The following is a 24,194-nucleotide window of genomic DNA, read 5'->3' on the forward strand; positions in this document are numbered from 1 at the left end:
TTTTGCATTCCTAATTTTATAAATTCAGCCGTCAATGCTAAGAATTATTAAGAATTTTATTCAAAGATGTTTTAAAATTATCATCTGAGAAATAATCTCCAAACGGATATACTAATTTATTAGAAATCAATCGATTATTAATTAAATATTCTAATTTATTTTTTATTTCTTCTTTATTACTATGACCTGCAATATATTTTTCATCAAGAATAACGTTTCTCAATTCACTTCTTTCAGGAGAAAGCGTTAATACAGGTTTACACGTTGCCGCTAAAAAAGCAGCTTTACCAACTAAAATATTGCAATATATTGGCCCATTCTCTAAAATAATATTGATGTCTGCAATATTAATTTGCTCATTTGATGAATTAGAAAAATTTAATGTATCTAAAATTATAATATTTGAATCGTTAGAAAACTTTGCTTTTATGGCATTAACTCCATCACCTTTCATTCGTAAAACAAATTCTGTATTTTCTTTAAAATTTAGATTTTCTTCAATTAAACTTTTGTAAGCGTCTAACAAAACTTCTACATTACGTCCAAACATTAATGAACCATGATAAGAAATCGTAACCTTTTTTTGTTTTGAACGAACTTCATTTGTGTCTGAAAGATTGAAAACATCTTTAACATATTGATGTGGCAAAGTATAAAATTTCTTGTGGGCATCATATAAAAACTGTAAATCATTTGACATGTAATGTGCCGAACTACAACAAGTTTTAGCTTGAGAAACAACTTCTTCCATTTTTTTCATGCGAAACATTTCTAAATTTGTTAATTTAGTTCTTGAACCTGGATACCAAAACAAGGGATAGGGATCATGAAAATTAACAATAGCATTTTTTAAAATAGGCAGATTATGACATCCTAATATAATTTCATGTTCCAAACCAGCGCTTCTAATAAAAATATGATCGTATTTTTTATAATCTACTTTAGAAATCTTTGAAGAATAGACGTTATGTATGTATTCTTCTTTTAAAGAAACATGAAATATGCGCCAATAAATTTTATTCAACCACTTGGTTATAAATGGAATCTTTAAATTCAAAACATGAGTTTCGATAGAATCTACTGGTAACAAATGTAATTCATCTTGCGAATCGTACTGTTTAAGATATACTACATCTATAATGGCTTCGGGATAGATTTGCCTTAATTTACCTAGAAAAGATCTAGAAACGATTCCTTCACTAGTACCTGATAGTCGTAAATCTTGAGCTAAAATTAAAAATTTCATAACACTCTTTTTATTGCTTTAATAAGTAAGGAGGCAAACTGCAAAAATCTACCATTCACAACATACAAATTAAAGATTTTAATCCAAAATTGTAATTGTCTTTTATTGTCTAAAATTGTTTTTTCTAAATTAAAATATAAAACCTTTAAAAACGAATTTGAGAACTGCTTTTGATAGTTTTGAATCAGATAAAGATAAAAACCAAATGTCCCTTCATTTTTCTTTACTAGATTATCCTTTCTACTGGTAATATTCTGACCACTATTTCTAAAATAGACTACACTTTTATCAATAGAAAATATCGGATTTAAAACACTTAACTCTATTACTAAAAGTAAATCGCTATACCAAGCTAGCGGTAGATCTTTAATCCCGATTTTTAACAATTCCTTTTTATTAAATATATATTCTGACAAGGAACTTCTTGTCCCTCCCTTTAATTTCCTTTCCAAAAAAGCTAAACCATTTTCTTTTTCTGGATGTGTAAAAACAGTAGTTATTTTTTTACTGTTTTCATTAATTACTTCTGAAGCAAAACGAATTACTAAACTTCCTTCAAGTTCAATTTCTTCTATATTTTCGTAAAAAGAAGCTACAACATTACTCGCTAATACATCATCATCACCAAGAATCATTAACCATTTTTCATTTTGCACTAAAGCTAAACATCTATTCCATTGTTGCACTAAAGACTTAGAACCTAAATTTTTGTCAAAATAATGGTAGGTTATATTTAATTTATCTAGATAAGTAGCCAATAATTCTTCTGGATTATTTAAGCTGGCATCATTGCCGATATAAACATTAAAATTTTTATTGGTTTGATTTTTTAAAGAATCTAACGTTTCTTTAAAAAAATCTATTTTATAATATGGAATTACTATGGCTAAATTATTTTTCATCTTTAAAAAAATTAGCGCTTAAAAAACTAATTATAGATAACAATCTAAATTTCTTTAGCTTACTTTTTACAAAAAATGCAGCTCTGAATGTTTTGCTTCTTTTTATTTCATTTAATTTATTTGCATTATCGTAAGCTCTTTTATAATATCTTTTTGTTTGATGTAGCAGTAGTGATTTATAACTTTCTAAATCCATGTATTTTTCGAAAATCTCCATTGCTTTAAAATGATCTTCTTCAAATGAACGACTTTGTGTTCGACTTTCATTGTGTTTTCTATAGTAACTTAATACACTATCCAAAACCAATGTTTTTGGATTTTTCTGAAACAAACGCAACCACACTAACCAATCTTCTTGGGCCGTAAGGTCACAATTATATTCAATACCATCAAACAAATCTTTTTTAATGATGGCGCTATGAATTGGGATTATTATTCTATCGCCCCAAAACAACAATAAATCATTAAAATTAAGCAAATTAGAATTTAATGTTATGGGATATAAAGTATTATCAACAGTGTTTTGAAAATAATTAGTGCAATTAAATACGATATCTAAATTAATATTTTTCTGAAAACTAGAAATTGCTAAAGTAATTTTATCGGGATGAATTAAATCATCGCCATCTAGAAATAAAATAAAATATCCTGTTGCACGCTTCAATCCCAAATTTCTAGCACTACTAACCCCTTTGTTTTCAGAATTTATAAAAACAAAACGATTGTCCTTAGAAACATATTCGCTTAGAATACTAACAGAATTGTCACTGCTTCCATCGTTAACCAAAACACATTCCCAATTAGAATATGTTTGGCTTAAAACAGAATTTAATGTTTCTGTTAAGTATTTTTCCTGATTATAAACTGGGATAATTATGGAAACTAAATTCATTTTGATTAACTATTAAGTTCGTGCATATTTCATAATTACATATCCTCTCTTGAAATAATACGCTAGATAAAAAGCGAGGAAAAAAGCAATACCTTTATTAAAAGAAAAGTATTTACAAATCATTTTGAATCCTTCATCAGTATTATATGTTTTCTTTTTTTTTAGTGCTAAATCAAATGAAACTTGCATATATCCAGATAAAAACCATTTTATTAATCTTAGATCATTATACACCATCAAATCTTTTGCAGTTTCAAGTTTTAAATTAGCAAAAATTAACATGTAATTTGTCTTGTCTAGTTTATTTTTAATTGAAATCGAATCTTTATGTAATCTTCTATGTGTTACTACTTCTTTTATAAAAATACCATTTAAATGTTGCTGAAATACTTTAATGAAAAAATTATATTCATCTCCGTCAGTTATTGATTCATTAAATACAATATTTGTTACTATTTTTCTGTGTCCTAAAAAATCATCTGTAATCCATCCTATCCTATATAATGCAATATTTTCTGCAGTAAAATCAACATTCGCTTTATACAATGTATTTGGAGAATCTAATAATTCTTTAGTTTCGTGATCAAAATTTATTGTTTCCGTAACAACAAAGTCTAACTGATTTTTGATTAATGTATCATGGGCAATTTCTAGATGATTAGGCAACATGATATCATCACTATCAAACCATTTTATATAGGTGCCTGTAGCTTTGGTAAATCCAAAATTACGACACGCATTCGCACCTTTTTTTAATTTACTAGGTCTTTTATAAACTTTAAAACGATTATCCTTAATCTGATATTCTTTAATAAGACTAAAAGAGCTATCCATACTTCGATCATCAACTAGTATACATTCCCAGTCAGTAAATGTTTGTTTAACAATACTATCCAGTGTAAAAGATAATAAATTTGCTCTATTATAGACAGGAATTATAATTGAAACTGCTGGACTTTTAGACATTTTTTCTTAAATATATTACTACACGTCTTGTGAATTTTATTGATTGCAAAAAATAAAAATTTGCAAAAAATAAAAATTTTACTCTACAAAAGAAAATAGAATCAACCTGATTTATTTTATAAATTAGTTGTTCATATTGCAACAATATATCTCTTCGTTGGAATCGTCGAAATTTATTAATATGCTTGAAAACAATAAATCTATAAAAATCCACCTTGGCATTTATCTTTTCTTCTGTTTTATAATTAGCTCTAGAAATATTCTCTTCGCTTATTCTAAAGCTAACACTTGATGAATTAATAGTGTAAATGTTTTGAAAACCTGAGAATTCAAGCCAAGCTCGGTCGTCAGAGTGCCATGCTAAAGAATAATGCTTAAAGCCATGTTGTTCGTAATTATTTCTTTTGAATATATATTCGGACAATGAACTTCGTGTTTGATCCATTAGCTTTCTGTAAAAAAAATCAGTACTCTTTTCGATTTTGGGATGTGTATAAAGACTAGAAAAAAGTTCATCCTTTTCATTATATGTTATAGTTGCGAAACGTATTACATCGCATCTAAAATTAATTATTGATGGCATGTTTTTATAAAAATCTGCAATACAGTGTTTATTAAGTGTATCATCATCACATAAAACCATCAACCATTCTTCATTATTTGATAAAGCAATACAGCGGTCCCATTGCTTTGTTAAAGTAGCTCCTCCTATATTTTTTTCAAAACGATGGTATTTAAAATCAAAACTTCCTTCATATTTTCTAAGCAAAAAAGTGCAGTCTTCTGGACTGGCATCATTGCCAATATAGACTTTAAAGCGCTTATCTGTTTGATCGGCTAACGACTGTAAAGTAGCCTCAAAGAAAGTTAGTTTATAAAACGGGATGATAATTGCTAACATAAATTATAAGGTTTTTTTTTAATAAATTTTAAAAAACCTAAGAATCCTATCACTTTTAAAAAAGCAACGATTTTGATGGCCAACTTAAATGTAATTGAATTTTTCAACACAGACAATTTATTCTTATGAAATTTAATCTCTGTTTCTAAAGTAGTTATTTGTAAATACATCGCTTTGAATTTACAAATAAATAACTGCTCAAAATCTACTATGTTCAAATGATTTTTGAGATAAATTAACGCTTTTAAAAGATTTTCCTGCATTAAATCTAAATCCTTTGTCATGCTGCTGCAATGAATTCTATATAGAACTAAAGTTTCGTTAAGAAAAACGTAATTAGGATTGGTTTGAAAAATTGATATCCACATTATCCAATCTTCTTTTGCTTTAAGCTCCAACGGAAATCTAAAATTATTGAAAAAACATTGCTTGAAAAGCCCGCAATGAATTGGTATCGAAAACAACACATCCCAATCATATAAAATAGATTTATAATTTAAGTATTCTTGCTTTAAAACGCAGTATGGTTTGCTGGTTATAGTTAACTCTGTTGTAAACATTTCAAAATTTGAGACAACTAATTTTGCGTTATTTACATTAATGCTATTGAATGATTTTTCTAATTTGAATTTGTTCAAAACATCATCACTATCCAAAAACTGAATATAATCACCAATAGCTACATCTAAGCCAGCATTTCTAGCACTACTTAAACCTCCATTTAGTTTTTGAATGTATTTAAATCGAGAATCTTCTGCTAACCATTCATGAGCTACTTCGTGGGTATTATCAGGACTTCCATCATTGACAATAATACATTCCCAATTTTCATAGGTTTGATCCAATACCGATTGCAGAGCCTCGGGTAAAAACTGGGCTTGGTTGTAGCAGGGAACGATTATGGAGATCAAGGGATTACTCATAAAATAATTTTCTATATTCTATTTTAAAGTTTTCTATGTTAAAATTGACAACTGCATATTCTCTGGCATTTGTTGACAAAGAAACGTATAATTCCTTATTGTTGATGAGTTTTTTAATCTGAAAACTAGAGAAGTTTAAAAACTCTTTTGCGTCAACTGGACCAACGAAACCATTTTTATCATTTATAACATGTTCAGCAATATTACCTACATCTGTTGCGATAACTGGAATTCCAAGCTCCATTGCTTCCATTATCACCAAAGGAAATCCTTCACGTGATGAAGAAACAATTAGTACTGAAATTGTAGAAAATTCTTCTCTGATGGTTTTTGGAATATTACAATTCTCAAAATATGTAACCTTTGGAAAATCATTTTTATAAATTTCAAAATTATCACCAATTACCTTGGCTTTACAATTTAAATTTCTTACAATATCAAAAAATAATTCAGGCCGTTTTTCTTGCGAATTTCTACCGACAAAACCTATGGTAAAATTCTCAAATCGACTTTCAATAGTGTTCTCAAAATCTGAAATTAATATGCCATTTGGAATAATTACTATCCGTTCTAACAATTTTAAATCGATATGGTTTTCTTTATATAAATTTTCGTAATCTTTTTTTGTTTTTTCATTAATAACTACTCTTTTGTCGATTAAATCAACAAAAGGCAAGGAAGTAATTTCCATGCCTTTTTCTGGAAATGAAAATGCATGTGTTAAATCTATTGCTTTAACTTTTCCTTTGAGACTTCCAATGAAATTATAAAATGTAACTGTATTACAACCAAAAAGGGTCACCCTAAACACAACAGAAATTACATGAATAAACTGCAGTGCATATTTTTTACTTTTATTAGATTTTATTGAAAAACAATAAGCACTATCTTTAAATTCTTGTCCAATTTCCTCCGAATTACAATTATCAAAAAAAACAAAAGGTTTATTTTTCAAAGATTTAATAATATTTAGGTGTACACGTTCTGCACCACCAATTTGATGGTAGGGAATCGAAAAGAAAATAAATTTATAGAATTTAAACATTTTTTTTTGCTATTATACCCATATACGAAGAGAAATTTCTATGATCAGAAATGTTCGGATACACTAATCTTTTGATTTTCAACAATGCTTTTTCAACAATAAATTTTAATGTAAGAAAAAATCTGTTTTTATTATTATTTTCATTCCACAGTTCATAACCTCCAAAATATTCAGCATTAACTATCTCAAAATTATGCTTGATAAGAATTTTTTTCCAGCTTTCTATATTCATTGATTCAATATTATGCCGTTTATAATTTTCAAAATCAAATAAGTAACGTGGTAAACGTTGAAAAAATCCTCTAAAATTTGGAACCTCTATTATTATATATCCATTTTCATTTACATAGTCAATATGCTTCTCAAATATAACATTCCAGTTTTTAAAATGCTCTATAAAACCAAAACTAACCACACAATCATATTTTTTCTTTGGATTATAATTGGTAAAATCAGCATTTATAAAATGCCCTGCTAAATAGTTGTTATTTTCAAAAACAGTCTTTAACATTTCTATTTCTGGGATAAAATCCAAGCCATTTACTTCTATGCCTTGATTCCCGAAAATTGTTAAATACCTTCCAGGAAAACAACCTATTTCGATACAATTATTTATTTTGGAAAAATTAAAATTGTTTTCTATCCAAACCTTAATAGGATTATTATCAGCAAGATTTAAATTAATATTCCCTTGAGCATTAACCCAATAGTTTTGTTCTGTCAATTTCATTTTCATATATATATATTTTGGGTAAAACCATACCGTTAATTATTGAAGAAGGAGATATTTCTTCTGTAATTATATTCCCGATGCTACTTTCTAATAATTCATAATTAGAATAATGGTCTTTCTTTAAACCGATATCTACTGATAAACTTCCATTAACAAATCCAGGATTAATTATAATTAAATTTATTTCGGAATTATCATTTAACTGAAGTTCATTTTTTTTTGTGTATTTCCCTTCTAATGAAAATTGTTTAACACTATTCTTGTCATAAAAAGCAATATCAACAAAATATCCTATATATTTTTTTTCAAAAATTAATTTTAATTCGAGTTTTTCATCAATTTTCCAATGTTTAATATCATCCTTATATTTTATTGCAAACTTTATCTTAGTTGAATTATCCTTTTGAAGCGTTTGATAATAAAGATCAATACTTTTTCCGACACCTCCATAATGACTTACCGTTCCATTCTCTAATATAATTGCTTTAGAACAAAGTTCTTGAATAGCTGCCATATTATGACTCACAAACAAAACCGTTCTCCCTTCGCCTTTACTCACATCATTCATCTTTCCTAAACATTTCTTTTGGAAATCAGCATCACCCACCGCTAAGACTTCATCTACTATTAAAATCTCAGATTCTAAATGTGCTGCTACTGCAAAGGCTAAACGCACATACATTCCAGAAGAATATCTCTTTACAGGTGTATCAATATAGCGTTCAACTCCTGAGAAAGCTACAATTTCATCAAATTTACGGGTGATTTCGTGCTTCCGCATACCTAAAATAGCACCGTTTAGATAGATGTTTTCTCTTCCTGTCATTTCGGGATGAAAACCAGTACCTACTTCTAGTAACGAGGCAATTCTACCTTTGGTATATATTTTCCCAGTAGTCGGCTGTGTAACTTGACTCAATATTTTTAACAAAGTTGATTTTCCAGCACCATTGCGACCAATAATCCCAACAGAATCTCCTTGATTGATTTCAAAATTGATGTCGCGCAAACTCCACACATAATCACTTTCGCCTTTGCTGCTGCGATCATTTGCTTCTCCAATTTTTAGAAATGGATCTTCCTTGCCGCGCACCTTATGCCACCAGCGTTTCATATCGTCTCGCACGGTACCTGTTCCCACAAGACCTAAACGATACTGTTTTGAAATGTTTTCGGCTTTTATAACTACTTTACTCATTTTTTATTTTTATCAACTTCAAACGCAACACTGATTTAAATAATCTATTTTTTTAAACATATAAGGCATATAAGTCAGTGGAAAGATTCCTAACGGAATAAGGGTATTATGTATAAGGCATTATAAATAAATTTAATTGCATTATCCTCAACCTTATCTACTTCCGCAATTTACTCTACTCGTTCGGAGGGTCTCGGCGAGACTTCCTACACTGTATCCATAAACGTTTTTTGTACTTTATTGAATACTAAGATACCAAAAAATAATACTATTATCGAAAAAACTGCTGGATAAATAAAATCTGAAAAAGCAAATGATCCCACTCCTAAAAAGGCATAGCGCATATAATCAAACAATCCTACTAAAGGATTCATGTTCACAAGCCACTGATAATCTGTTGGTATCGCAGAACTTGGATAAATTACTGGTGTGGCATACATAAACAACTGCATTCCAAAAGAAATCAATTGATTCAAATCCTTATATTTCGTAGTCATGGTCGATAAGATCAAACCAATTCCCATAGCAATTAACGCCATAAATACAATAACTAAAGGTAGTGCTAAGATCCAGACATTCGGTTGAATTTGATTTTGAAAAACAAAGTACAAAACAAAACAGATGAATAATAAAAACTGCACTCCAAATTTCATTAAATTCGAAATGACAATGGTCAACGGCATAATTAATCGAGGAAAATAGACTTTTCCAAAAATTCCAGCATTGGCATTAAAGACTCCTGAAACTGAAGTAAGACAGGTTGAAAAATAATTCCAAAGCGTAATACCCGCCATATAGAATACTACTTTCGGAGCACCATCGGTAGATAATTGCGCTACATTCCCAAAAATAATAGTAAATGTAATAGTGGTTAAAATCGGCTGAATAAAAAACCACAGTGGTCCTAAAATGGTTTGCTTGTAAACAGTTACAAAATCCCTACGTACAAACAAAACCAGCAAATCGCGGTAATGCCATAACTCTTTAAAGTTAATAGCGAAAAGGGAATGTTTGGCTTCGATAACAGCATCCCATTCTTGATGTTCATCAAGCTTTGGTTCAGGCGCTGCAAATTCGTGTTTACTCATAAAAATCTGGGGGATTTTATTTTATGCTATAAAAATACACTATTTCGCCTATAAGTCCAATAAAAGCGCGCGTAATTTCGAATGGAATAGAAAAATTAAGTAAAATAAGAAGATGGGCGTCGAACTCAACGCTACACCCCCTATATTTCCTAGCTTTTTTAAAGTAGCCCGATTTGTACCCTTCAGCTTTTATTCCGTTTTAGCTTCTTTTGATTCTGTTACAGATAGACAAACAACAGCATAAAAGCGATACAAACTTGTTCAATAAGTGACCATTAGTCGCGAATTGCTCTGACCACATGTTCAATATTTAAACTAGTATAAGAACAGAACTCTTCTATGCTCACAAGGCTTTTTCTAGGCTTTCTAAACGATTTTCTTATCTGATTTAATATTCTTGTGCTTTGTCGATAACTTTTACCTGTAATGCATTGAATATCTTTCGGATAGATACACACTCTTTTTGATGTTTGACTCATACTTAATACTTTTTTTTGAGTTAGCTATAAGATAGGTTAAAATTACTTCATTAAGCGTTGTCTTTAACATCGATTAGCATTCTGTTTTTGAGACATTTTAAGACAACTATGTCACTATAGGACATCTGGTATAGCACGCCGTTTTGTTCTTTGATTTGTTTTGCAAGTTTGCATTGTCAATGATTTATAAAGTGTTGCAACCTGGTTTGAATAGTTGATTAAAAAAAATGAATGTTAACTCTAAATTTTAAATGGTATGGCTAGACAGAAAGGCATAATTAAGTTAAAAGGTACTATCGGGGATATTACCTTTTACAAAACCCAAGACGGACATTTAGCGCGAGAAAAAGGCGGCATCGACGCTAGTAGAATTGCTAGTGATCCTGCGTTTCAGCGGACGCGTGAGAATGGTTCAGAGTTTGGTAGAGCAGGGAAAGCTGGAAAGCTTTTGAGAACCGCTTTTAGACCGTTGCTTTTGAATGCTGCGGATGGCAGAATGGTGAGTCGTTTGACGCAAAGTATGATAAAAGTTATACAGGCCGATTTGATTAGTGTAAGAGGATTAAGAAACGTGGTTGATGGAGAAGCCGAATTGTTGTTTGGTTTTGAATTCAATATCCGTGGGAAGTTGGGCACTTCACTGTACGCCCCTTTTGTGGCAAGCATTGACCGCGTTACGGGCGAAATTAAAGTGGATGTTGCGTCCTTTGTTCCAGCAAATATGTTGGCAGCTCCGAGTGGAACTACTCACTTTAAGATTATTTCTGGAGGTGCAGCTGTGGATTTTGAGGCAGAAACTTTTGTTTTAGCTACGTCTGAAACTGCAATTTTACCTTGGGATTCAACACCAACAACGGCAATTAGTCAAGTGAACGTGGTTACTGCGAACTCTACTAAACCCTTGTTTTTAACATTGGGGCTTGAGTTTTACCAAGAGATCAATGGGCAAATGTATCCGCTTAAAAACGGATCTTTTAACCCATTATCGATTGCTAAGGTATCTGGCGTGTAAGATAAAATTTAGATTCTGAATTTAGAATTTAGAAAAATGATTTTATTTTTAACAAGAACTTATTTCCCTGAAGGAACCAACGGAATTCTCCCATGTGAGGGCAAAATCATTTGTAACACCATTGAATTGCCTTGGAAGAAAAATGAAGGAGGCGTTTCCTGCATTCCGGAAGGGAGGTATTTTATTAGAAAGCGATACAGCGTCAAATATAAGTGGCATTTAGAAGTAATGGATGTTTCCGATAGAAAATATATTCTGTTTCATCCAGCTAACAATGCGCTTAAAGAATTGCAAGGTTGTATTGGTCCCGTAACAAAACTTTCTGGTCCTGGTTTAGGCTTGATGTCAAGAAAAGCGTTTACCGCTTTAAAAGACCTTGTCTATACTGCTTTAGACCGAAAAGAAATTGTAGAATTGATTGTTCAATAGCTCCTTAACAGGATGACAAAAAAAGAGAAAATATGAATGTATTAGAACGTGCACAAGCACCCACACCAAAATTTTTTAAAGTACTTCGTACCATTGGACTGGCTTTATTAGCAGTAAGCGGCAGTATTGTTGCCGCTCCAGTAGTTTTGCCAGCTGTTGTCGTGTCTGTCGCTGGTTATGCAGCCGTTGTTGGTGGTGTTCTATCTGCAGTAAGTCAAATTACTGTTGAAGACAGCGCAAAAAAACAACAAGCAACTGATGAAAGATAGTAAACAAGTTCCACCAAGTCTGCTGGACGGAGTGGACAATTCGTTATCTTTAAAGACTGGAACAGTTGGCGGCTTGGCTTTGAGTGTTATTCCTAATTTAACCTCAGCTGATGTCTTAAGAACCATGGTTTTGGCCTTTGTTGGAGCAGTTGTGAGCTTTACTGTAACGTTGTTGTTAAGGCGCTTTACAGCAAAGAAAAAATAAACTCGGTTCTAATTGGTCACCTTTGCCGAGTGGGTATAAGCCTAGTCTAAATTTAGACTAGGCTTTTTTTGTTTCCTACTTTTATTTATTACTAACACGGTTTACAATAGCCTTGCGCAAATAATAAATGAGCTTTATATTCTCGTTAAATTGCTTTAAGTTTTAGCGCTTCCACATTTGCTTGACCTCTGCTTAGAGTTCCTCCATCATTAGTTTAGCTTTAGCCGAAAATTCGTGTTTAAAATTAGTAATTCGTAAAAACGGAATGACAAAATCCACCAGATGCTACAACCACTATTTTGAGCGTCATAAACTGTGTTATAATCCTCCAATTTTATCTGTGCATTTTTCAATTTTTTAGTTCTACTTTCATTTAAAAAAGTATCCTTTTCAACTGAATAAGGTTTAATAAATGAATGAATCATAAAATGTTTTAATTTTTGTGCATATTCTTTTATTGCTGTTAAGTTTTGGGAATAATGTCCTATTGAACCTTGCTGAGAAAAACAGGTTAAATTTGTTATCATTCTCCTTTGCATCCCTTAGTGCAAGCGTTAACCTTTTTAAGATGTAGTTGAGGTTTCTATCAAAGTTTTTCATCACTTCTTCTTCATTAAGGCCCCTTGCTATTGCGAAAAAAAGTGTTTTTTCGTTATCTTGCAAACATCTCCAGAATTTTTAGATTGTTTTTTGTTGACGAGGGTTTAGTTATTTGTCCATTTTTTCTGGATTTTATGTTGCACTTTATCGGCACGCGGATGAAGCGGATTTTCAAGCGCGGGTTGAACGGATTTTTGTTGTTATCGGTTGTCGGTTGTCACGGTGGTTTTAAGCTGTGCTTAAACGGTTGGTCTACTTCGTAGGAGTTGCTTCGGCAAGCTTAGTATGACAAAACAGTGGCATCACCAAATCATGCTATGCTATATTGAGCAATTATCTTTTGTCTCTGGATTCATTGCTGAAGGTGATTAGGTTAAACATTGATCTCATTCGGGAGCGGAGGCGGTTGCCGTAGAGGGCTTCGATTTCACTGGCGGAGAGGTTTGTGGTGATGTGGGATATGGATTGATTTTGGACAAAATCTTCGTAGCGTGAGATGATGATTTCTGCCATTACATTGAGGTCGTTTCCGTAGTGTTTTATGTTTTGTTCGGCTCCTAAATCGTCGAAACAGTAGCCGGGCAATCGCGCTTGTTGGTGTTCTTTTTGGGTATAATTTTGGAGGGCTTCGAAACCATTTTTAGCAAACTCGAACGATATTTCACGACAGGTTTTAATTTTATAATCTTGTTTCGCATAAAAAAAAGGGCGTATTAAAGCCATAATAGATGTTTTTCCGCATCCAATTGGCCCCGTCAATAAAATACCTTTATTGAGGTCTATCTTTAAATCCTGTGCTGCTTTTTCGTCTCTAATGGCATAAATGACTAACTTGAGAATGGCGTTGTAGTCGTTTGTATCAATTTTAAAGTAACGTCCATATTTTATTTTCCCCTGAACCTCAATAAAATTTAGGCAATACTCAAAGTTATAGCCTTTGACTCCGTTTTGAATGACGTAAGTATCTTGGATGTTTTTAAAGTGCTTCTCCATAATTTTTTTGATTTGTTACGTGAAGGTGTTTTGGATTTAAATTAACGGTTCTCGACTCCGCTCGAACTGACAGGGTAGCGTTTTTGTTTTCATTTTGGGAGAACTTTTTTGCGTTTAACATCCAATTTCTTGCGGCGGCTTGCCAATCTTTCATTTTGGTTCTCCCGCCTACCAACCACCCATTGCTTTCAAAGTAATTGTAAAATTTTTGCGCTTCGATTTCCGAAAAACCATTTTCCAGGAAATAGCTTTCTGTTTGGTCGAGTACCGGCTTTAGGTTTTTTGCAATAGTTTTTTCTATTTCGAAAAATTGCGACCCGCTATCGCTCGAATTGACATCCGCAGTACTGTTCTTTTTTTCGCGCAATTTTTTTTCTTCTTCAAATTTCAAATCTGACTCTATACCCTCTTCAAAAATTAAATTTTGTGAATTTATTTCTTTTTCAATTTTTGAAACTTCTTGCTTATCTATGTTTAAACTGTTTTCATTGTTTATTATGTTTATATAAGGTAGTTGTTTAGTACTTGTTTGCTTCTTGTTTAGTACTTGTTCAATTACCTGTTCATTTTTTGATTCGTTTGTCCCTTTTTTTAATTCCTTTTTAGGAACCGGTTTGGTGTAAAAATCTAAGTTGCGTACTTCCAAAATTGATCCTTTAAATGGGTTGAATGATGGTTTATAGCTGACGTACTCCCTTTCGTTTAACTCTTTAATGCATTTGTGATAGGTTGCGGTTGAGGCTATCTTGCTGATGCGCATGAGTTCATCTCTTGAAATGCTGATTGGGTTTTGAAACCGGTTTTGATTCCACTGTTGAAAAATGGCCATGTATAGGCTAATGTGTGTTGGGTTGAGGTCGTAATCGGTACTTACTTTTTCGAAGAAGCCCGTTAGGTGTTTGATGTAGTTCATTAAAAAAAAGTTTAAAAGTTTAAACGTTTAAGAGTTTAAAGTTGGGATTAACGGAATAGGTTTAGGTTTGCTGCTTTTTTTGTGCTGTTCATTAGTTTTTCAATGTCTTCATTCGCGTAGTAATATGTTCCACCTACTTTTGAAAAGGTTAGTATTCCGTTACTGCGGAGGGTCTGAAGTGTGCCTGAGGAAATGTTAAGCAGTTTGACTACTTCTTTTGATTTCAACCATTTTTTTAATGTTGTGTTATCATCAGCTTTTACAATTTTCATTATATCTGCTAGAAGTTCCGTTTTGAATTCTTGAAGATCCTCTTTTGTTAAGATTGCTAGTGTCATAGGATTAGATTTTAATTGTTACTACTTGTTTTATGCTTGCAAAATACCTTCTATTTTATCTGAATTTATCCCAATACGCTTCGTAGTACCGATAAAATTTAACACTAAAAATAAAAGAAGTCAGACTGCATCTGACTTCTTAGTTTTGATTTGGTAGCCTTTGCATTATACTCTGAAGCAACAATCAACTACTTCACTACTATTATGTGTATATGTGCAAAAAAAAAGCAGTAAATACCTATTTTTTATTAGGTTTTACTGCTTTTCGTTCTCGTAGTTACGTATTTAATCGATATCCTCTCTTGCCATTTTTTGTTGCAAGTTGAGTGTTAGTTCCTCTAAAAATTTAGTCTTACTACTTTTCCGTGCCTTGATTTCTGTGTATGTTTTGTATACATTATCCAATTTTATATTAAAAAAGTCTTCAAATGCTGAAGTAATCGCATTGATGTCGGCAGCACCATGGTTGATGGCTCCATTAGAAAATAAGGCATAAATTAATTCAGTCAATGCCGTTTTCGGTCCTGTCCAGACGATTACTTTATGTTTCTTTTCTTCAAAAATATCGGCATCATCTACTTTTAAGCGTTTTAAGGCCTGACGGATATAATGTATAAACCGGTACATTGCTTTTACTTTTGCCCACAGCATATCTTGAGCTGTAGAAAATTCTGGAAACTGATAATAATCCGTCATTGGAGTGAATGGGAAATTATTTCGATGGTTTCGGGTAAAGAACTGATGATCTAAATAGCTATACCCCTGTTCCATGTAATGCACAAAGTCTGCATTTTTATAAAAAAACTTATTTATTTTTCTAAGCTCTTTTTGTAAAAAATCTACTTTATACTTGGTTCCTGCTTTAGGCATCCTCAATTCACACGACCGAATTTCGGTAAAGAAAATCAATAAACTCATTGGAACTGGTTTATTGTTTTTAAAGAATTCAATCTCTTCAGGAACCGTATTAAAGTCCCGCTTATCGACTACATCTTTTAAAAGTGATAATGCTTCGTTACACAAGATAATTCCTTTAGTAGCTTTAGTGAGCATTGTATCATTAGATTCTAAAATTTCGTTGCAATTGGTATTAAATGATTCTATTGTTTTTTTAAACATCATAAGAAAATTAGGTTATAGATAGGTTAATTCACTTTACAATAAAGCCTTATAGTCGTTTTGTGTCGTATACATTACTTCCATAGTATAATTATCGCGCGCTTGTATGTAGGCAACTTTTGGAATAATTACAGCACCTAGTTTTCTTTTTTCGAAAGACGCTGAAACACCAAAATCGATTTGAGGAAAATTTAGTTCATTTGCCCTTTTTATGGATTGACTGGCTGCTTCTTTATTGCTATTGTCTTGTTCCAAGCATAGGCAACCCGTTGTACCAAAATGATACATTTCTTTTCCTTTGATTTGAATTGTCCTGCCCGTTAGTTTTTTATCTTCTGCATTTAGGTGTAAAATTCCTGCATCTTTTGCGTCAGAAAGCACATCGTCCACTGTGTCGATGAAATTGTTGTGTTTGATTTTTGCCATTTTTTGTTTGTTAGATTTGGTTATTTTTTTTAATAAATAGCTGTAATTCAGATTATTTTATTAAAATTCATTATAAATTTTGATATGATTTGCATTAGAATAGTTATTACTCCATTTATGACAAACAAAATTCCCAAATTGACAAGGAATTAACTTTTTTACACCAAATTATCCCAAATTGACAATTATAATAATTAATATTGTTCTTATTTTTGCTAAATTTTAACACCAAAACTCCATAAAACATGATTGCAGCTCATGCACTTTATGAGAATGATTACGCCATCTTTTGGATAGAAAGTGGTATTCTCTTTTTTAAATATAAATCCGATGTCATTATTAATCTAGATGTTGCAAAGCAAGTTGTTGCTGCACGCATTCAGTTTCAAAATGACAAGTCCTATCCTGTGCTTTGTGATACGCGAGGGATAATTGAAACTGATAAAGCTGGTCGAGATTATTTAGCTCAATCAGGCTCCCTATTAACAAAAGCCGTTGGTTTGTTGGTACACCAGAGAGTTTCCATTACTATTAGTACTTTTTATATGCAGATTAGCAAGCCCACAGTACCCACTGAACTCTTTACTGGCGAAGCCGACGCTATTAATTTCCTGAAACAATACCTCTAAACGTTAGTAAATTAGCACTATGGAAAAACAATACAATCAACACCGTCTAGCAGCTTTACATCAAATGTTGTTTGAAATGGCTAGAGGGAATTTTAGTAATCGAATTCCCTTAAGCTTGTATGATGACGAGTTAGAAACCTTGGTTGTTTTAGTAAATATGGTAGCTGAAGAAATGAAAGAGACTATTTTTTATTCTGGATATGTAAATCCACACAATACCTATTGTATCTTAACGAATACCAATTTAGTTTTGAACAAAATGCTTACTATACAAAGCTTTAGCCCTGCCTTAATTACCCTGCTGGGCTATAAAGAATATGATCTGTTAGGTACTTCTCTACAGCATTTTATTACACCTAATTCTTATGAAAAATTAAGTTGTATTCAAGCTGTTGTTGATGATGCAAATTTAAAACAAAGAATATTATCACTTCAATTCATTACTAAAGATCAATTACTAATTGTTGCGGATTGCTCTATTACCTCCTTGATTAATCGTGATGAACTAATTTTGAGTTTTATAACATCAATTTCTCAAAATTTAGCTTATCCAATCGCGGAAAAAAATAGCGATTCATTTGACAAACTTCCAAAATCCAGAAAGGAAGACACCTATTTGATTCAAAAAGTATATGATTATATTCTCGCTCATTTAGAAGAGCCTTTACCTTCTTTGAAAGAATTAGCACGGTATTTTGGTACTAATGAGTATAAATTGAAAGATGGATTTCGTTATTTTTTCAAAACCAGTATTTATAAATTTTATACGGTTGAGCGTTTGAAAAGAGCATTTTTGTTGATTCAAGAAACCTCGATACCTTTAAAAAATATAGCATCGATGAATGGTTTTGGAGATTATCCGACTTTTTCTAAGTCTTTTAAAAAACAATTTGGTGTTTCACCGAAGGAAGTGCCCCGCACTTTTAATTGAGGCTTTCAACTTAAAAAATAGCTATCAAAAAATTTTATCCAAATTAGACAAAAAACCTTCCCGATTAGACAACTGTTTAAATTTTTTAAATGTGAACTTTACTTTATTAAATTAAAACAATTGCGAGATGCGGCTATCAGTTAACATACGGTTTATAATTTTGGAGCTTATTTGTTTGCTTTATATCTTACTTTTTGTATATGCTGCAGTTAGTAAATTGTTGGATTTTGAAAATTTTCAAGTGCAACTTGGGCAATCGCCAATGCTTAGAGAATTTGTACTCTCCATATCTTACGGTATTCCGGTCCTTGAATTAGTTTTAGCGTCCTTACTCCTTTTTCCAAAAACAAAAGTAATTGGTCTGTATGGTGCCTTTGGTTTGATGACCTCTTTTTCAATTTATTTGTTCATTCTTATCACATATAGTGATTATATCCCCTGTTCATGCGGTGGTATATTAGAAAAAATGGGCTGGGAAGCACATCTATTATTCAATATTTTATTTGTCATATTGGCTATAATAGCTATCCGAATATATGGTACTCAACAAACTATACCCGTCAAATCACAACTTAAAATTTTACTAACTCTGTTTGTTATTAGTCTGGGGTTCGTTACTCTTCAATATTTTAGAACTGACGAAGAAAAAGTAGCCCTACAGCATTTTATTAGACACTATCCACACCATCCTATTGAATTAGCAGGGCAAATGGATTTACAATATAATTCCTATTACCTTGCTGGATTTCAAGAGGGCAAAATATATCTGGGTAATGTTACTGCGCCGTTATCTGTTAAAGTGATAGATATTCATACCTATCAACAAGAAAATTACATTATTAACTTACCTACAAGCAATTTAAGATTTCATTCTTTAAAATTACTTGTGGCTGGTCCCTACTTTTATTTTTATGACGGCACAACCTCTGTTGTCTTTAGAGGTTCAATAACTAATTGGAAGGCCAGTCAGTGGTTGTATAATGTTGCCTATTTCACTCACATGATCCCTATAGATTCTTCAACTATTGCCATAAAAGCCTTAAGTAATTCTACAAATGAAAATGTACTAGGCCTAATCAATAAGAAAGATTCCGTAAATGTGAGCTTATATCCAAAAATATTAGAAAAACAAGTAGATGGTGTTTTTGATACTGACGGGATTATGACCTTTAATTCTGCTAATAAACAATTAGTCTATACCTATTTTTATAGAAATGAATTTATAGTTATTTCACCAAGCTTTAAGTCCCATTTAAACTATAAAACTATTGACCAAACTGAAATCGCGCAAGTAAAAACTGTGACATTGAAGAAAAAAAACAGAAAAGTATTGGCTGCGCAACCTTTAACTGTAAATAAAAACTCTACGTGCTCAAGGGATTATGTACTGATTCAAAGTGGCATCATTGGAAATTATGAACCAAAAGATACCTGGAACACTTCCTCTACTATAGATGTTTACTCCCTTTTAAATGGAAGCTATCAATTTAGTTTTTATATACCTCATCAAAAAGGTAAGGCATTGCGTAATTTTTCGATATCTGATTCTAAAATAATAGCTATAAATGGTCAATATTTGACTGTATATCAACTAAAATCACCATTCTAATTCTTAGAAATAAACTCATACTGCAGTGTCAGGGTAACGATCGAAAACCTGTAAAAGAGTAGATCAATAACTTTAAATTATGATATTATGAAAATTTTAAAATCCGTTTTACCGATGGCTACTTTATTATTAGCCGTTTTTGGTGCTTTCGCTTTCAATGAAGCTCCGAAAGATTCAAGTATGAATGTTGACATGATAGGTGTTGTCCCAGGTGCTTGTGAGGAATCATCTACAGTATGTAGCACTATATTTGATGTTCAAAAATGTCAAGAAAGTGGTCAGTTGCTTTATCGCTTAAACGCAGCTGGAACTGCTTGTCCTGAACCACTTTATAGAAAACATTAATTTGTAATGTATACTAGTAATTCAATGCCGGAAATAAATCTCCGGCATTGTTCTTTTACTACTCTTTTAGATAAAAATCAAACCATTTTTTTATTTCATGCGTTAGCACCACTTGGTTTTCTTGTGTATTGATTGTATGGCCTTCCTTTGGAAAAAGTAACAGTTTGTTTATCTTCTTCAATCGTCTTAATGCCATGTGAAAATAAATGCTTTGATTCCAATCTACATTATAATCCTCTTTACCGGTGTAAATTAAAACAGGGGTATTTACTCTGGCTGCATTAGCAATTGGAGAGTTATTTTTATACCCTTCACTGTTTTCAAATGGATTCGATCCCATACGCATTTGCTGTGATTCGAATCGCCATGCTTGTGTTCTACTCCATGACCAATTCATTTGCACATAAAGATTATTTAAATCTGTTATACCTGAACCCATTACAGCTGCTTTAAAAATATCTGTCTGTGTAATAATAGAGGCCACTTGATATCCTCCAAAAGAATGCCCATATATTCCTATGCGGTTTTTATCAACTCGATTCATTTTTAAAACTTCATTCACTGCACTTTCCACGCAATCCTTTGCCGAAAGTCCAGGATTTCCCACCTCATAAACAATATCTGGAAATAAAACAAAATACCCGTCCTGCATGTAATTTGCTATATTAAAACCACCTGGATTATAAAGCGTTGGATTTTCATATTGATGAAGTCTTTGCGATAATTTTTCATAGATGAAAGTAATCATGGGATATTTTTTAGTTTCATCATACCCTATAGGATAGTACAACACTCCATTTAATGAAACTCCCTTCGAATTTTTATACTGAATTAATGCTGCTTTTCTTAATCCGAATTCTGTATAATGCTTATTAGACTGATAGACTACTTTTGATTTAATATCTTTTTTTGATTTAAATACTACTCTCGGAGGAGTTGTTACATCTTCTTCAATCCAAATCATTTCCTGACTTTTGGCAGTGGTTTTAATTCTGCTTGATTTCGAATTATTGTGAATGATTTTGTTTATACCTTCTTTTTCAGTCCAACGATAATATCCCCAATTTTTATTTTTGTCTAATGCCACAATGATAATTCCTTCCTTTTTATCAAACGTGTACGTTAAAAACTCTACACTCCCTCGATAGCACTTATTAACATACAAATCTTCTTCAATTCTAAAAACGGTCGATGAATCCCTTCCGTTTGTAATTCTTACTTTTTCTTTACCATCAGGGGAAATTTTCCAAATGTCATATTCGTCATAAATAAAAATGTGTTTGTTATCCGATGACCAACCTGCACACCCAAAACCATACTTAGGTCCCGCTTCGTCATTTTTGAAGTTTTCAACTGGATACGGTAATTTTTTTGTGATGTTTGTGTGCCTTTTCTTTTTAATGTCGTAAACCCACCAATTTTGATCTCTATAATAGTGCAGGTAATTTCCTTGTGATGATGCTCCAAAGGTTTGCACTTTTTGTGCTTGTTTTTTTAATAACAAAGTGGATTCATTCGAATTTAAGTCAGTTAAATAAACATCCACTGGACCCGAAAGTTCGTATTGAGGTTCGTAATCTAACGGATTGAAAGATATTATATAATTGCTGTCAGGACAAAAAACTGTTTTTGGCTTATCCTTTGAACCTAGTAAACTAATTTTATTCTTTTGTGGCCACCAAACTGCTAATTTGTCTTTTTTTTCAAAATCACCTTCCGTTATCTGCGATGGATATTCAAGAGGTGAGTCATATTCCCAAACCTCCATTTTCAGTTCCTCTTTTTTTGCTTTCTCTCTGTTGTTAAAGTAAAAAAATACTTTATCCTCATGGAGCTCTAGCACTATCCCTTTTTGACCAAAAGGTTTGACTATACTTTTCCCTTTTAATTCAGGAAAATCATTAGCCTGAATGGTGTAATACTTTTTTGTTGCTAAATCGTAATATCCAATTTTATGATTTTGATTGGTACTAGCGATTACTTCAAGATTTTCAAGAAAAGCAAATCCTTTGTTTTGATTCCAAACTACATTTTTAAAGCCATATATGTTCGTAGCAACGGGTATTTCGAGAAAAGGATTATCTGCGGCAAAAAGCACCACCGATGTTTCCTTTAACACCACTAAATCCCCCTTTGGACTAAACTCAAACTCTTTTACTTTTGGTATATGAAGTAGCTTTTTGGTTTTTAATTGCATTATCATTAAAGTATCGTTGTTTGTACGTATTGCAATATTTTTGGCAAGTTGATCTATTTGATATTTCTTAACCTCTTTGAATGCCTCTTTAGTACATTTTTCTAAATTAAAAACTAATAGCTGATTGGTACTATTTAGAAATGTAAACCATTTAGAATCGGAACTGAATTGCCCATTGACACTGTTTGGAAAAACAAACTGCTTTTTGCCCTTACTTTCTTTTACTACCAAAGTATCGTTACCGTTTTCATAACGTACTACAAAAGTTATCCATTTACCGTTGGGTGCCACATTTTCTTCTTCTAAAGTATGCCAGCGCTCATAGCCTTTTTCAGTACTATTTATTATTGTACTTTGACCAAAAGCCAATTGGCAACCTAGGAAAATAATTAAAATGATCTTTCTATCTAGGGTTGTTTTTTTCATTTAATATCCTCCATTTTGTGGTAAAAGATTAGGATTTCGCAGTAATTCCGCTTCAGGAATTGGAAAAACCACCTGCGTATTTTGCCAGTTTGGCTTGATAGGACTTAATACTGCCGCAGCTCTTGCGGTACGTTTTAAATCGAACCAGCGATGCCCTTGTTCCGTAAATAATTCAACTTTCCTTTCTTGCATGACAGCTTCTATAATTCCTTCTCTTGTGGTAGCCAAACTATTAGGAAGTCCTGCTCGATTTCGTACTTTATTAAGATCTTGTAGGGCTTCACTATTTTTAGATTGTTCTGCTCTTGCTTCTGCTCTTATTAAGTACATTTCTGCCAAACGAAATAAAATAGTATACTCTTGTGATGTACCTGTATTTAATGTTTTTTTGTATTTATAACTATGGTTCCACGATTGAGATCCATTTGCAATCGTTCGTGTCCAATTGGTTTTTCTAGAATCATTTGGTTCGAAAGCATTAACTATATCTAGTGCCAAAGCAGGTTTAATTGGTGGTCCCGCCGAGAAAACAAATGTTCTTGCATCTTTAGTATTAAGTCCTGCAATACCCGGATGTAAGACCCAGATTATACCAGGATTCTCTTTTAAAAAAACGTTAGGAATATTCAATTCCCAACTGTAAGCCCCACTATTTATCACATCCGTTGCATATAATTCTGCTTGTTCCCAATTGTCCACATACAAATATTGACGAGCTAGCATAGCTTTCGCCACATTTTTATTAGCTCTAACACGCTCATCTGATGGATAATTTGAAGGCAACAATGCTTCTGCATCTTCTAAATCTTGTACTATGTATTGCTTGATTTGTGCTAAACTGTTTTTAGAAACTATTGCATTTTGCAGGTAGTTCGTAGTAGTGATGTATGGAATTTCTCCAAAGCAATTGGTTAAATAAAAATGAATGTAAGCTCTTAAAAACAAAGCTTCCCCCATTAATTTATCTTTTTCCATTTGTGGGATTGCATTAGTAGCTTCTAAACCTTCGATAATCGAATTCACATCGTACAGTTGGCTATAACTTGAATTCCAAAGAGTTGCAATAAAAGAGTTGCTAGGCACAATTGTATGGTCGTTGAAACTTTGAAAAGTGGCATTACTTCCATAGAAAGACAGTTCATCTGCATAATTTCCCATAATATGTGACAAACCAAAGGCGGTTCCTGTTATCATTCCTTCTTCGCGAAGTCTCGCATAACAGTTTAGTACAGCTGCCGTGGCTGTATTGACATCCTCAAATACAACAGGTCCTACAAGTTGTGATTGTGGCACATTAATTTCTGTAAAACTATCACAGCTGCCTAAAAACATTACAGTAAAAATTGTAAGCCATGTCATTTTATATATTGCTTTCATAAG

General features: G+C 32.1%; 26 protein-coding genes. 8 read left to right on the forward strand and 18 right to left on the reverse strand.

Annotated features, from left to right (window positions below; all coding sequences use genetic code 11):
- Positions 1-37: 37 nt before the first annotated feature.
- The 10 genes from ACFSX9_RS13685 to ACFSX9_RS13730 form a co-directional block, all read right to left on the reverse strand.
- On the reverse strand, positions 38-1,246 hold the full coding sequence (locus ACFSX9_RS13685) for a glycosyltransferase family protein (protein ID WP_379808630.1): 1,209 nt from the start codon (positions 1,244-1,246) through the stop codon (positions 38-40).
- Positions 1,243-2,148, reverse strand: coding sequence for a glycosyltransferase (locus ACFSX9_RS13690; protein ID WP_379808632.1), 906 nt, complete (start codon positions 2,146-2,148; stop codon positions 1,243-1,245). Before ACFSX9_RS13690 ends, ACFSX9_RS13685 begins: the two co-directional genes overlap by 4 nt.
- Positions 2,138-3,040 (reverse strand): glycosyltransferase family 2 protein, encoded by a 903-nt coding sequence (locus tag ACFSX9_RS13695; protein WP_379808634.1) that lies wholly within the window; start codon positions 3,038-3,040, stop codon positions 2,138-2,140. Before ACFSX9_RS13695 ends, ACFSX9_RS13690 begins: the two co-directional genes overlap by 11 nt.
- Before the next feature lie 12 nt (positions 3,041-3,052).
- Complete coding sequence (locus tag ACFSX9_RS13700) at positions 3,053-4,006, reverse strand: glycosyltransferase family 2 protein (protein ID WP_379808636.1); 954 nt, start codon at positions 4,004-4,006, stop codon at positions 3,053-3,055.
- Positions 3,999-4,907 (reverse strand): glycosyltransferase, encoded by a 909-nt coding sequence (locus ACFSX9_RS13705; RefSeq protein WP_379808638.1) that lies wholly within the window; start codon positions 4,905-4,907, stop codon positions 3,999-4,001. Before ACFSX9_RS13705 ends, ACFSX9_RS13700 begins: the two co-directional genes overlap by 8 nt.
- Positions 4,901-5,830: a glycosyltransferase family 2 protein gene (locus ACFSX9_RS13710; RefSeq protein ID WP_379808640.1), complete on the reverse strand. Its 930-nt coding sequence runs from the start codon at positions 5,828-5,830 to the stop codon at positions 4,901-4,903. Before ACFSX9_RS13710 ends, ACFSX9_RS13705 begins: the two co-directional genes overlap by 7 nt.
- On the reverse strand, positions 5,823-6,875 hold the full coding sequence (locus ACFSX9_RS13715; RefSeq protein WP_379808642.1) for a glycosyltransferase family 4 protein: 1,053 nt from the start codon (positions 6,873-6,875) through the stop codon (positions 5,823-5,825). The genes ACFSX9_RS13710 and ACFSX9_RS13715 overlap by 8 nt, the downstream gene beginning before the upstream one ends.
- The gene (locus tag ACFSX9_RS13720) at positions 6,868-7,611 is read right to left on the reverse strand and encodes a class I SAM-dependent methyltransferase (protein WP_379808644.1); all 744 of its coding nucleotides are present in this window, start codon (positions 7,609-7,611) and stop codon (positions 6,868-6,870) included. The genes ACFSX9_RS13715 and ACFSX9_RS13720 overlap by 8 nt, the downstream gene beginning before the upstream one ends.
- Positions 7,574-8,806, reverse strand: a complete 1,233-nt coding sequence (locus ACFSX9_RS13725) for an ABC transporter ATP-binding protein (RefSeq protein ID WP_379808646.1) — start codon at positions 8,804-8,806, stop codon at positions 7,574-7,576. The genes ACFSX9_RS13720 and ACFSX9_RS13725 overlap by 38 nt, the downstream gene beginning before the upstream one ends.
- Positions 8,807-9,012: 206 nt before the next feature.
- Positions 9,013-9,894 (reverse strand): ABC transporter permease, encoded by an 882-nt coding sequence (locus tag ACFSX9_RS13730; RefSeq protein ID WP_379808648.1) that lies wholly within the window; start codon positions 9,892-9,894, stop codon positions 9,013-9,015.
- Between the two features lie 735 nt (positions 9,895-10,629).
- On the opposite strand from ACFSX9_RS13730, the gene ACFSX9_RS13735 reads away from it, so the two are divergent.
- The 4 genes from ACFSX9_RS13735 to ACFSX9_RS13750 are packed head-to-tail and all read left to right on the forward strand — an operon-like array spanning position 10,630 to position 12,288.
- Positions 10,630-11,385, forward strand: a complete 756-nt coding sequence (locus tag ACFSX9_RS13735; RefSeq protein ID WP_379808650.1) for a hypothetical protein — start codon at positions 10,630-10,632, stop codon at positions 11,383-11,385.
- A 36-nt stretch (positions 11,386-11,421) separates the two neighbouring features.
- Positions 11,422-11,814: a DUF5675 family protein gene (locus ACFSX9_RS13740; RefSeq protein WP_379808652.1), complete on the forward strand. Its 393-nt coding sequence runs from the start codon at positions 11,422-11,424 to the stop codon at positions 11,812-11,814.
- A 32-nt stretch (positions 11,815-11,846) separates the two neighbouring features.
- Complete coding sequence (locus ACFSX9_RS13745; RefSeq protein ID WP_379808654.1) at positions 11,847-12,083, forward strand: hypothetical protein; 237 nt, start codon at positions 11,847-11,849, stop codon at positions 12,081-12,083.
- Positions 12,073-12,288: a hypothetical protein gene (locus ACFSX9_RS13750; protein WP_379808656.1), complete on the forward strand. Its 216-nt coding sequence runs from the start codon at positions 12,073-12,075 to the stop codon at positions 12,286-12,288. Before ACFSX9_RS13745 ends, ACFSX9_RS13750 begins: the two co-directional genes overlap by 11 nt.
- 405 nt (positions 12,289-12,693) lie before the next feature.
- Here the strand turns inward: ACFSX9_RS13750 and ACFSX9_RS13755 are convergent, their stop codons facing one another.
- The 6 genes from ACFSX9_RS13755 to ACFSX9_RS13780 all read right to left on the reverse strand — a co-directional run bounded on the left by ACFSX9_RS13755 (position 12,694) and on the right by ACFSX9_RS13780 (position 16,677).
- A complete protein-coding gene (locus ACFSX9_RS13755) occupies positions 12,694-12,951 on the reverse strand; it encodes a hypothetical protein (protein ID WP_379808658.1) in 258 nt (85 codons plus the stop codon).
- A gap of 270 nt (positions 12,952-13,221) precedes the next feature.
- Positions 13,222-13,881 (reverse strand): P-loop NTPase family protein, encoded by a 660-nt coding sequence (locus ACFSX9_RS13760; RefSeq protein WP_379808660.1) that lies wholly within the window; start codon positions 13,879-13,881, stop codon positions 13,222-13,224.
- Complete coding sequence (locus ACFSX9_RS13765; RefSeq protein WP_379808662.1) at positions 13,865-14,794, reverse strand: transcriptional regulator; 930 nt, start codon at positions 14,792-14,794, stop codon at positions 13,865-13,867. The genes ACFSX9_RS13760 and ACFSX9_RS13765 overlap by 17 nt, the downstream gene beginning before the upstream one ends.
- Before the next feature lie 47 nt (positions 14,795-14,841).
- Positions 14,842-15,132 carry a helix-turn-helix domain-containing protein gene (locus ACFSX9_RS13770; protein WP_379808664.1) on the reverse strand — a complete coding sequence of 97 codons (291 nt, stop codon included), beginning with the start codon at positions 15,130-15,132 and terminating at the stop codon, positions 14,842-14,844.
- 285 nt (positions 15,133-15,417) lie between these two features.
- A complete protein-coding gene (locus tag ACFSX9_RS13775) occupies positions 15,418-16,254 on the reverse strand; it encodes an RteC domain-containing protein (RefSeq protein WP_379808666.1) in 837 nt (278 codons plus the stop codon).
- Between the two features lie 33 nt (positions 16,255-16,287).
- Positions 16,288-16,677: a hypothetical protein gene (locus ACFSX9_RS13780; protein WP_379808668.1), complete on the reverse strand. Its 390-nt coding sequence runs from the start codon at positions 16,675-16,677 to the stop codon at positions 16,288-16,290.
- Positions 16,678-16,922: 245 nt separating this feature from the next.
- Here ACFSX9_RS13780 and ACFSX9_RS13785 point away from each other — a divergent pair, with 245 nt between their 5' ends.
- The 4 genes from ACFSX9_RS13785 to ACFSX9_RS13800 all read left to right on the forward strand — a co-directional run bounded on the left by ACFSX9_RS13785 (position 16,923) and on the right by ACFSX9_RS13800 (position 20,191).
- Positions 16,923-17,306: a DUF7793 family protein gene (locus tag ACFSX9_RS13785; RefSeq protein ID WP_379808670.1), complete on the forward strand. Its 384-nt coding sequence runs from the start codon at positions 16,923-16,925 to the stop codon at positions 17,304-17,306.
- A 19-nt stretch (positions 17,307-17,325) separates the two neighbouring features.
- A complete protein-coding gene (locus ACFSX9_RS13790; protein ID WP_379808672.1) occupies positions 17,326-18,237 on the forward strand; it encodes a helix-turn-helix domain-containing protein in 912 nt (303 codons plus the stop codon).
- Between the two features lie 127 nt (positions 18,238-18,364).
- A complete protein-coding gene (locus ACFSX9_RS13795) occupies positions 18,365-19,846 on the forward strand; it encodes a MauE/DoxX family redox-associated membrane protein (RefSeq protein WP_379808674.1) in 1,482 nt (493 codons plus the stop codon).
- Between the two features lie 87 nt (positions 19,847-19,933).
- On the forward strand, positions 19,934-20,191 hold the full coding sequence (locus ACFSX9_RS13800) for a DUF6520 family protein (protein ID WP_379808676.1): 258 nt from the start codon (positions 19,934-19,936) through the stop codon (positions 20,189-20,191).
- Between the two features lie 58 nt (positions 20,192-20,249).
- Here the strand turns inward: ACFSX9_RS13800 and ACFSX9_RS13805 are convergent, their stop codons facing one another.
- Together ACFSX9_RS13805 and ACFSX9_RS13810 are read right to left on the reverse strand one after the other, a co-directional pair.
- Complete coding sequence (locus tag ACFSX9_RS13805) at positions 20,250-22,814, reverse strand: alpha/beta hydrolase family protein (RefSeq protein WP_379808678.1); 2,565 nt, start codon at positions 22,812-22,814, stop codon at positions 20,250-20,252.
- On the reverse strand, positions 22,815-24,191 hold the full coding sequence (locus tag ACFSX9_RS13810; protein ID WP_379808680.1) for a RagB/SusD family nutrient uptake outer membrane protein: 1,377 nt from the start codon (positions 24,189-24,191) through the stop codon (positions 22,815-22,817).
- Between the last annotated feature and the right edge of the window lie 3 nt (positions 24,192-24,194).

It is taken from the genome of Flavobacterium ardleyense (assembly GCF_042686085.1).
In the GTDB taxonomy this organism is placed as follows: domain Bacteria; phylum Bacteroidota; class Bacteroidia; order Flavobacteriales; family Flavobacteriaceae; genus Flavobacterium; species Flavobacterium ardleyense.

Coding starts and splice junctions, on each gene's coding strand:
- ACFSX9_RS13715 (WP_379808642.1), bottom strand. CDS start 6,875: ATGTTTAAATTCTATAAATTTATTTTCTTTTCGATTCCCTACCATCAA.
- ACFSX9_RS13745 (WP_379808654.1), top strand. CDS start 11,847: ATGAATGTATTAGAACGTGCACAAGCACCCACACCAAAATTTTTTAAA.
- ACFSX9_RS13795 (WP_379808674.1), top strand. CDS start 18,365: ATGCGGCTATCAGTTAACATACGGTTTATAATTTTGGAGCTTATTTGT.
- ACFSX9_RS13750 (WP_379808656.1), top strand. CDS start 12,073: ATGAAAGATAGTAAACAAGTTCCACCAAGTCTGCTGGACGGAGTGGAC.
- ACFSX9_RS13720 (WP_379808644.1), bottom strand. CDS start 7,611: ATGAAAATGAAATTGACAGAACAAAACTATTGGGTTAATGCTCAAGGG.
- ACFSX9_RS13695 (WP_379808634.1), bottom strand. CDS start 3,040: ATGAATTTAGTTTCCATAATTATCCCAGTTTATAATCAGGAAAAATAC.
- ACFSX9_RS13770 (WP_379808664.1), bottom strand. CDS start 15,132: ATGACACTAGCAATCTTAACAAAAGAGGATCTTCAAGAATTCAAAACG.
- ACFSX9_RS13760 (WP_379808660.1), bottom strand. CDS start 13,881: ATGGAGAAGCACTTTAAAAACATCCAAGATACTTACGTCATTCAAAAC.
- ACFSX9_RS13725 (WP_379808646.1), bottom strand. CDS start 8,806: ATGAGTAAAGTAGTTATAAAAGCCGAAAACATTTCAAAACAGTATCGT.
- ACFSX9_RS13705 (WP_379808638.1), bottom strand. CDS start 4,907: ATGTTAGCAATTATCATCCCGTTTTATAAACTAACTTTCTTTGAGGCT.
- ACFSX9_RS13685 (WP_379808630.1), bottom strand. CDS start 1,246: ATGAAATTTTTAATTTTAGCTCAAGATTTACGACTATCAGGTACTAGT.
- ACFSX9_RS13690 (WP_379808632.1), bottom strand. CDS start 2,148: ATGAAAAATAATTTAGCCATAGTAATTCCATATTATAAAATAGATTTT.
- ACFSX9_RS13780 (WP_379808668.1), bottom strand. CDS start 16,677: ATGGCAAAAATCAAACACAACAATTTCATCGACACAGTGGACGATGTG.
- ACFSX9_RS13800 (WP_379808676.1), top strand. CDS start 19,934: ATGAAAATTTTAAAATCCGTTTTACCGATGGCTACTTTATTATTAGCC.
- ACFSX9_RS13735 (WP_379808650.1), top strand. CDS start 10,630: ATGGCTAGACAGAAAGGCATAATTAAGTTAAAAGGTACTATCGGGGAT.
- ACFSX9_RS13740 (WP_379808652.1), top strand. CDS start 11,422: ATGATTTTATTTTTAACAAGAACTTATTTCCCTGAAGGAACCAACGGA.
- ACFSX9_RS13790 (WP_379808672.1), top strand. CDS start 17,326: ATGGAAAAACAATACAATCAACACCGTCTAGCAGCTTTACATCAAATG.
- ACFSX9_RS13775 (WP_379808666.1), bottom strand. CDS start 16,254: ATGATGTTTAAAAAAACAATAGAATCATTTAATACCAATTGCAACGAA.
- ACFSX9_RS13805 (WP_379808678.1), bottom strand. CDS start 22,814: ATGAAAAAAACAACCCTAGATAGAAAGATCATTTTAATTATTTTCCTA.
- ACFSX9_RS13810 (WP_379808680.1), bottom strand. CDS start 24,191: ATGAAAGCAATATATAAAATGACATGGCTTACAATTTTTACTGTAATG.
- ACFSX9_RS13765 (WP_379808662.1), bottom strand. CDS start 14,794: ATGAACTACATCAAACACCTAACGGGCTTCTTCGAAAAAGTAAGTACC.
- ACFSX9_RS13730 (WP_379808648.1), bottom strand. CDS start 9,894: ATGAGTAAACACGAATTTGCAGCGCCTGAACCAAAGCTTGATGAACAT.
- ACFSX9_RS13700 (WP_379808636.1), bottom strand. CDS start 4,006: ATGTCTAAAAGTCCAGCAGTTTCAATTATAATTCCTGTCTATAATAGA.
- ACFSX9_RS13785 (WP_379808670.1), top strand. CDS start 16,923: ATGATTGCAGCTCATGCACTTTATGAGAATGATTACGCCATCTTTTGG.
- ACFSX9_RS13710 (WP_379808640.1), bottom strand. CDS start 5,830: ATGAGTAATCCCTTGATCTCCATAATCGTTCCCTGCTACAACCAAGCC.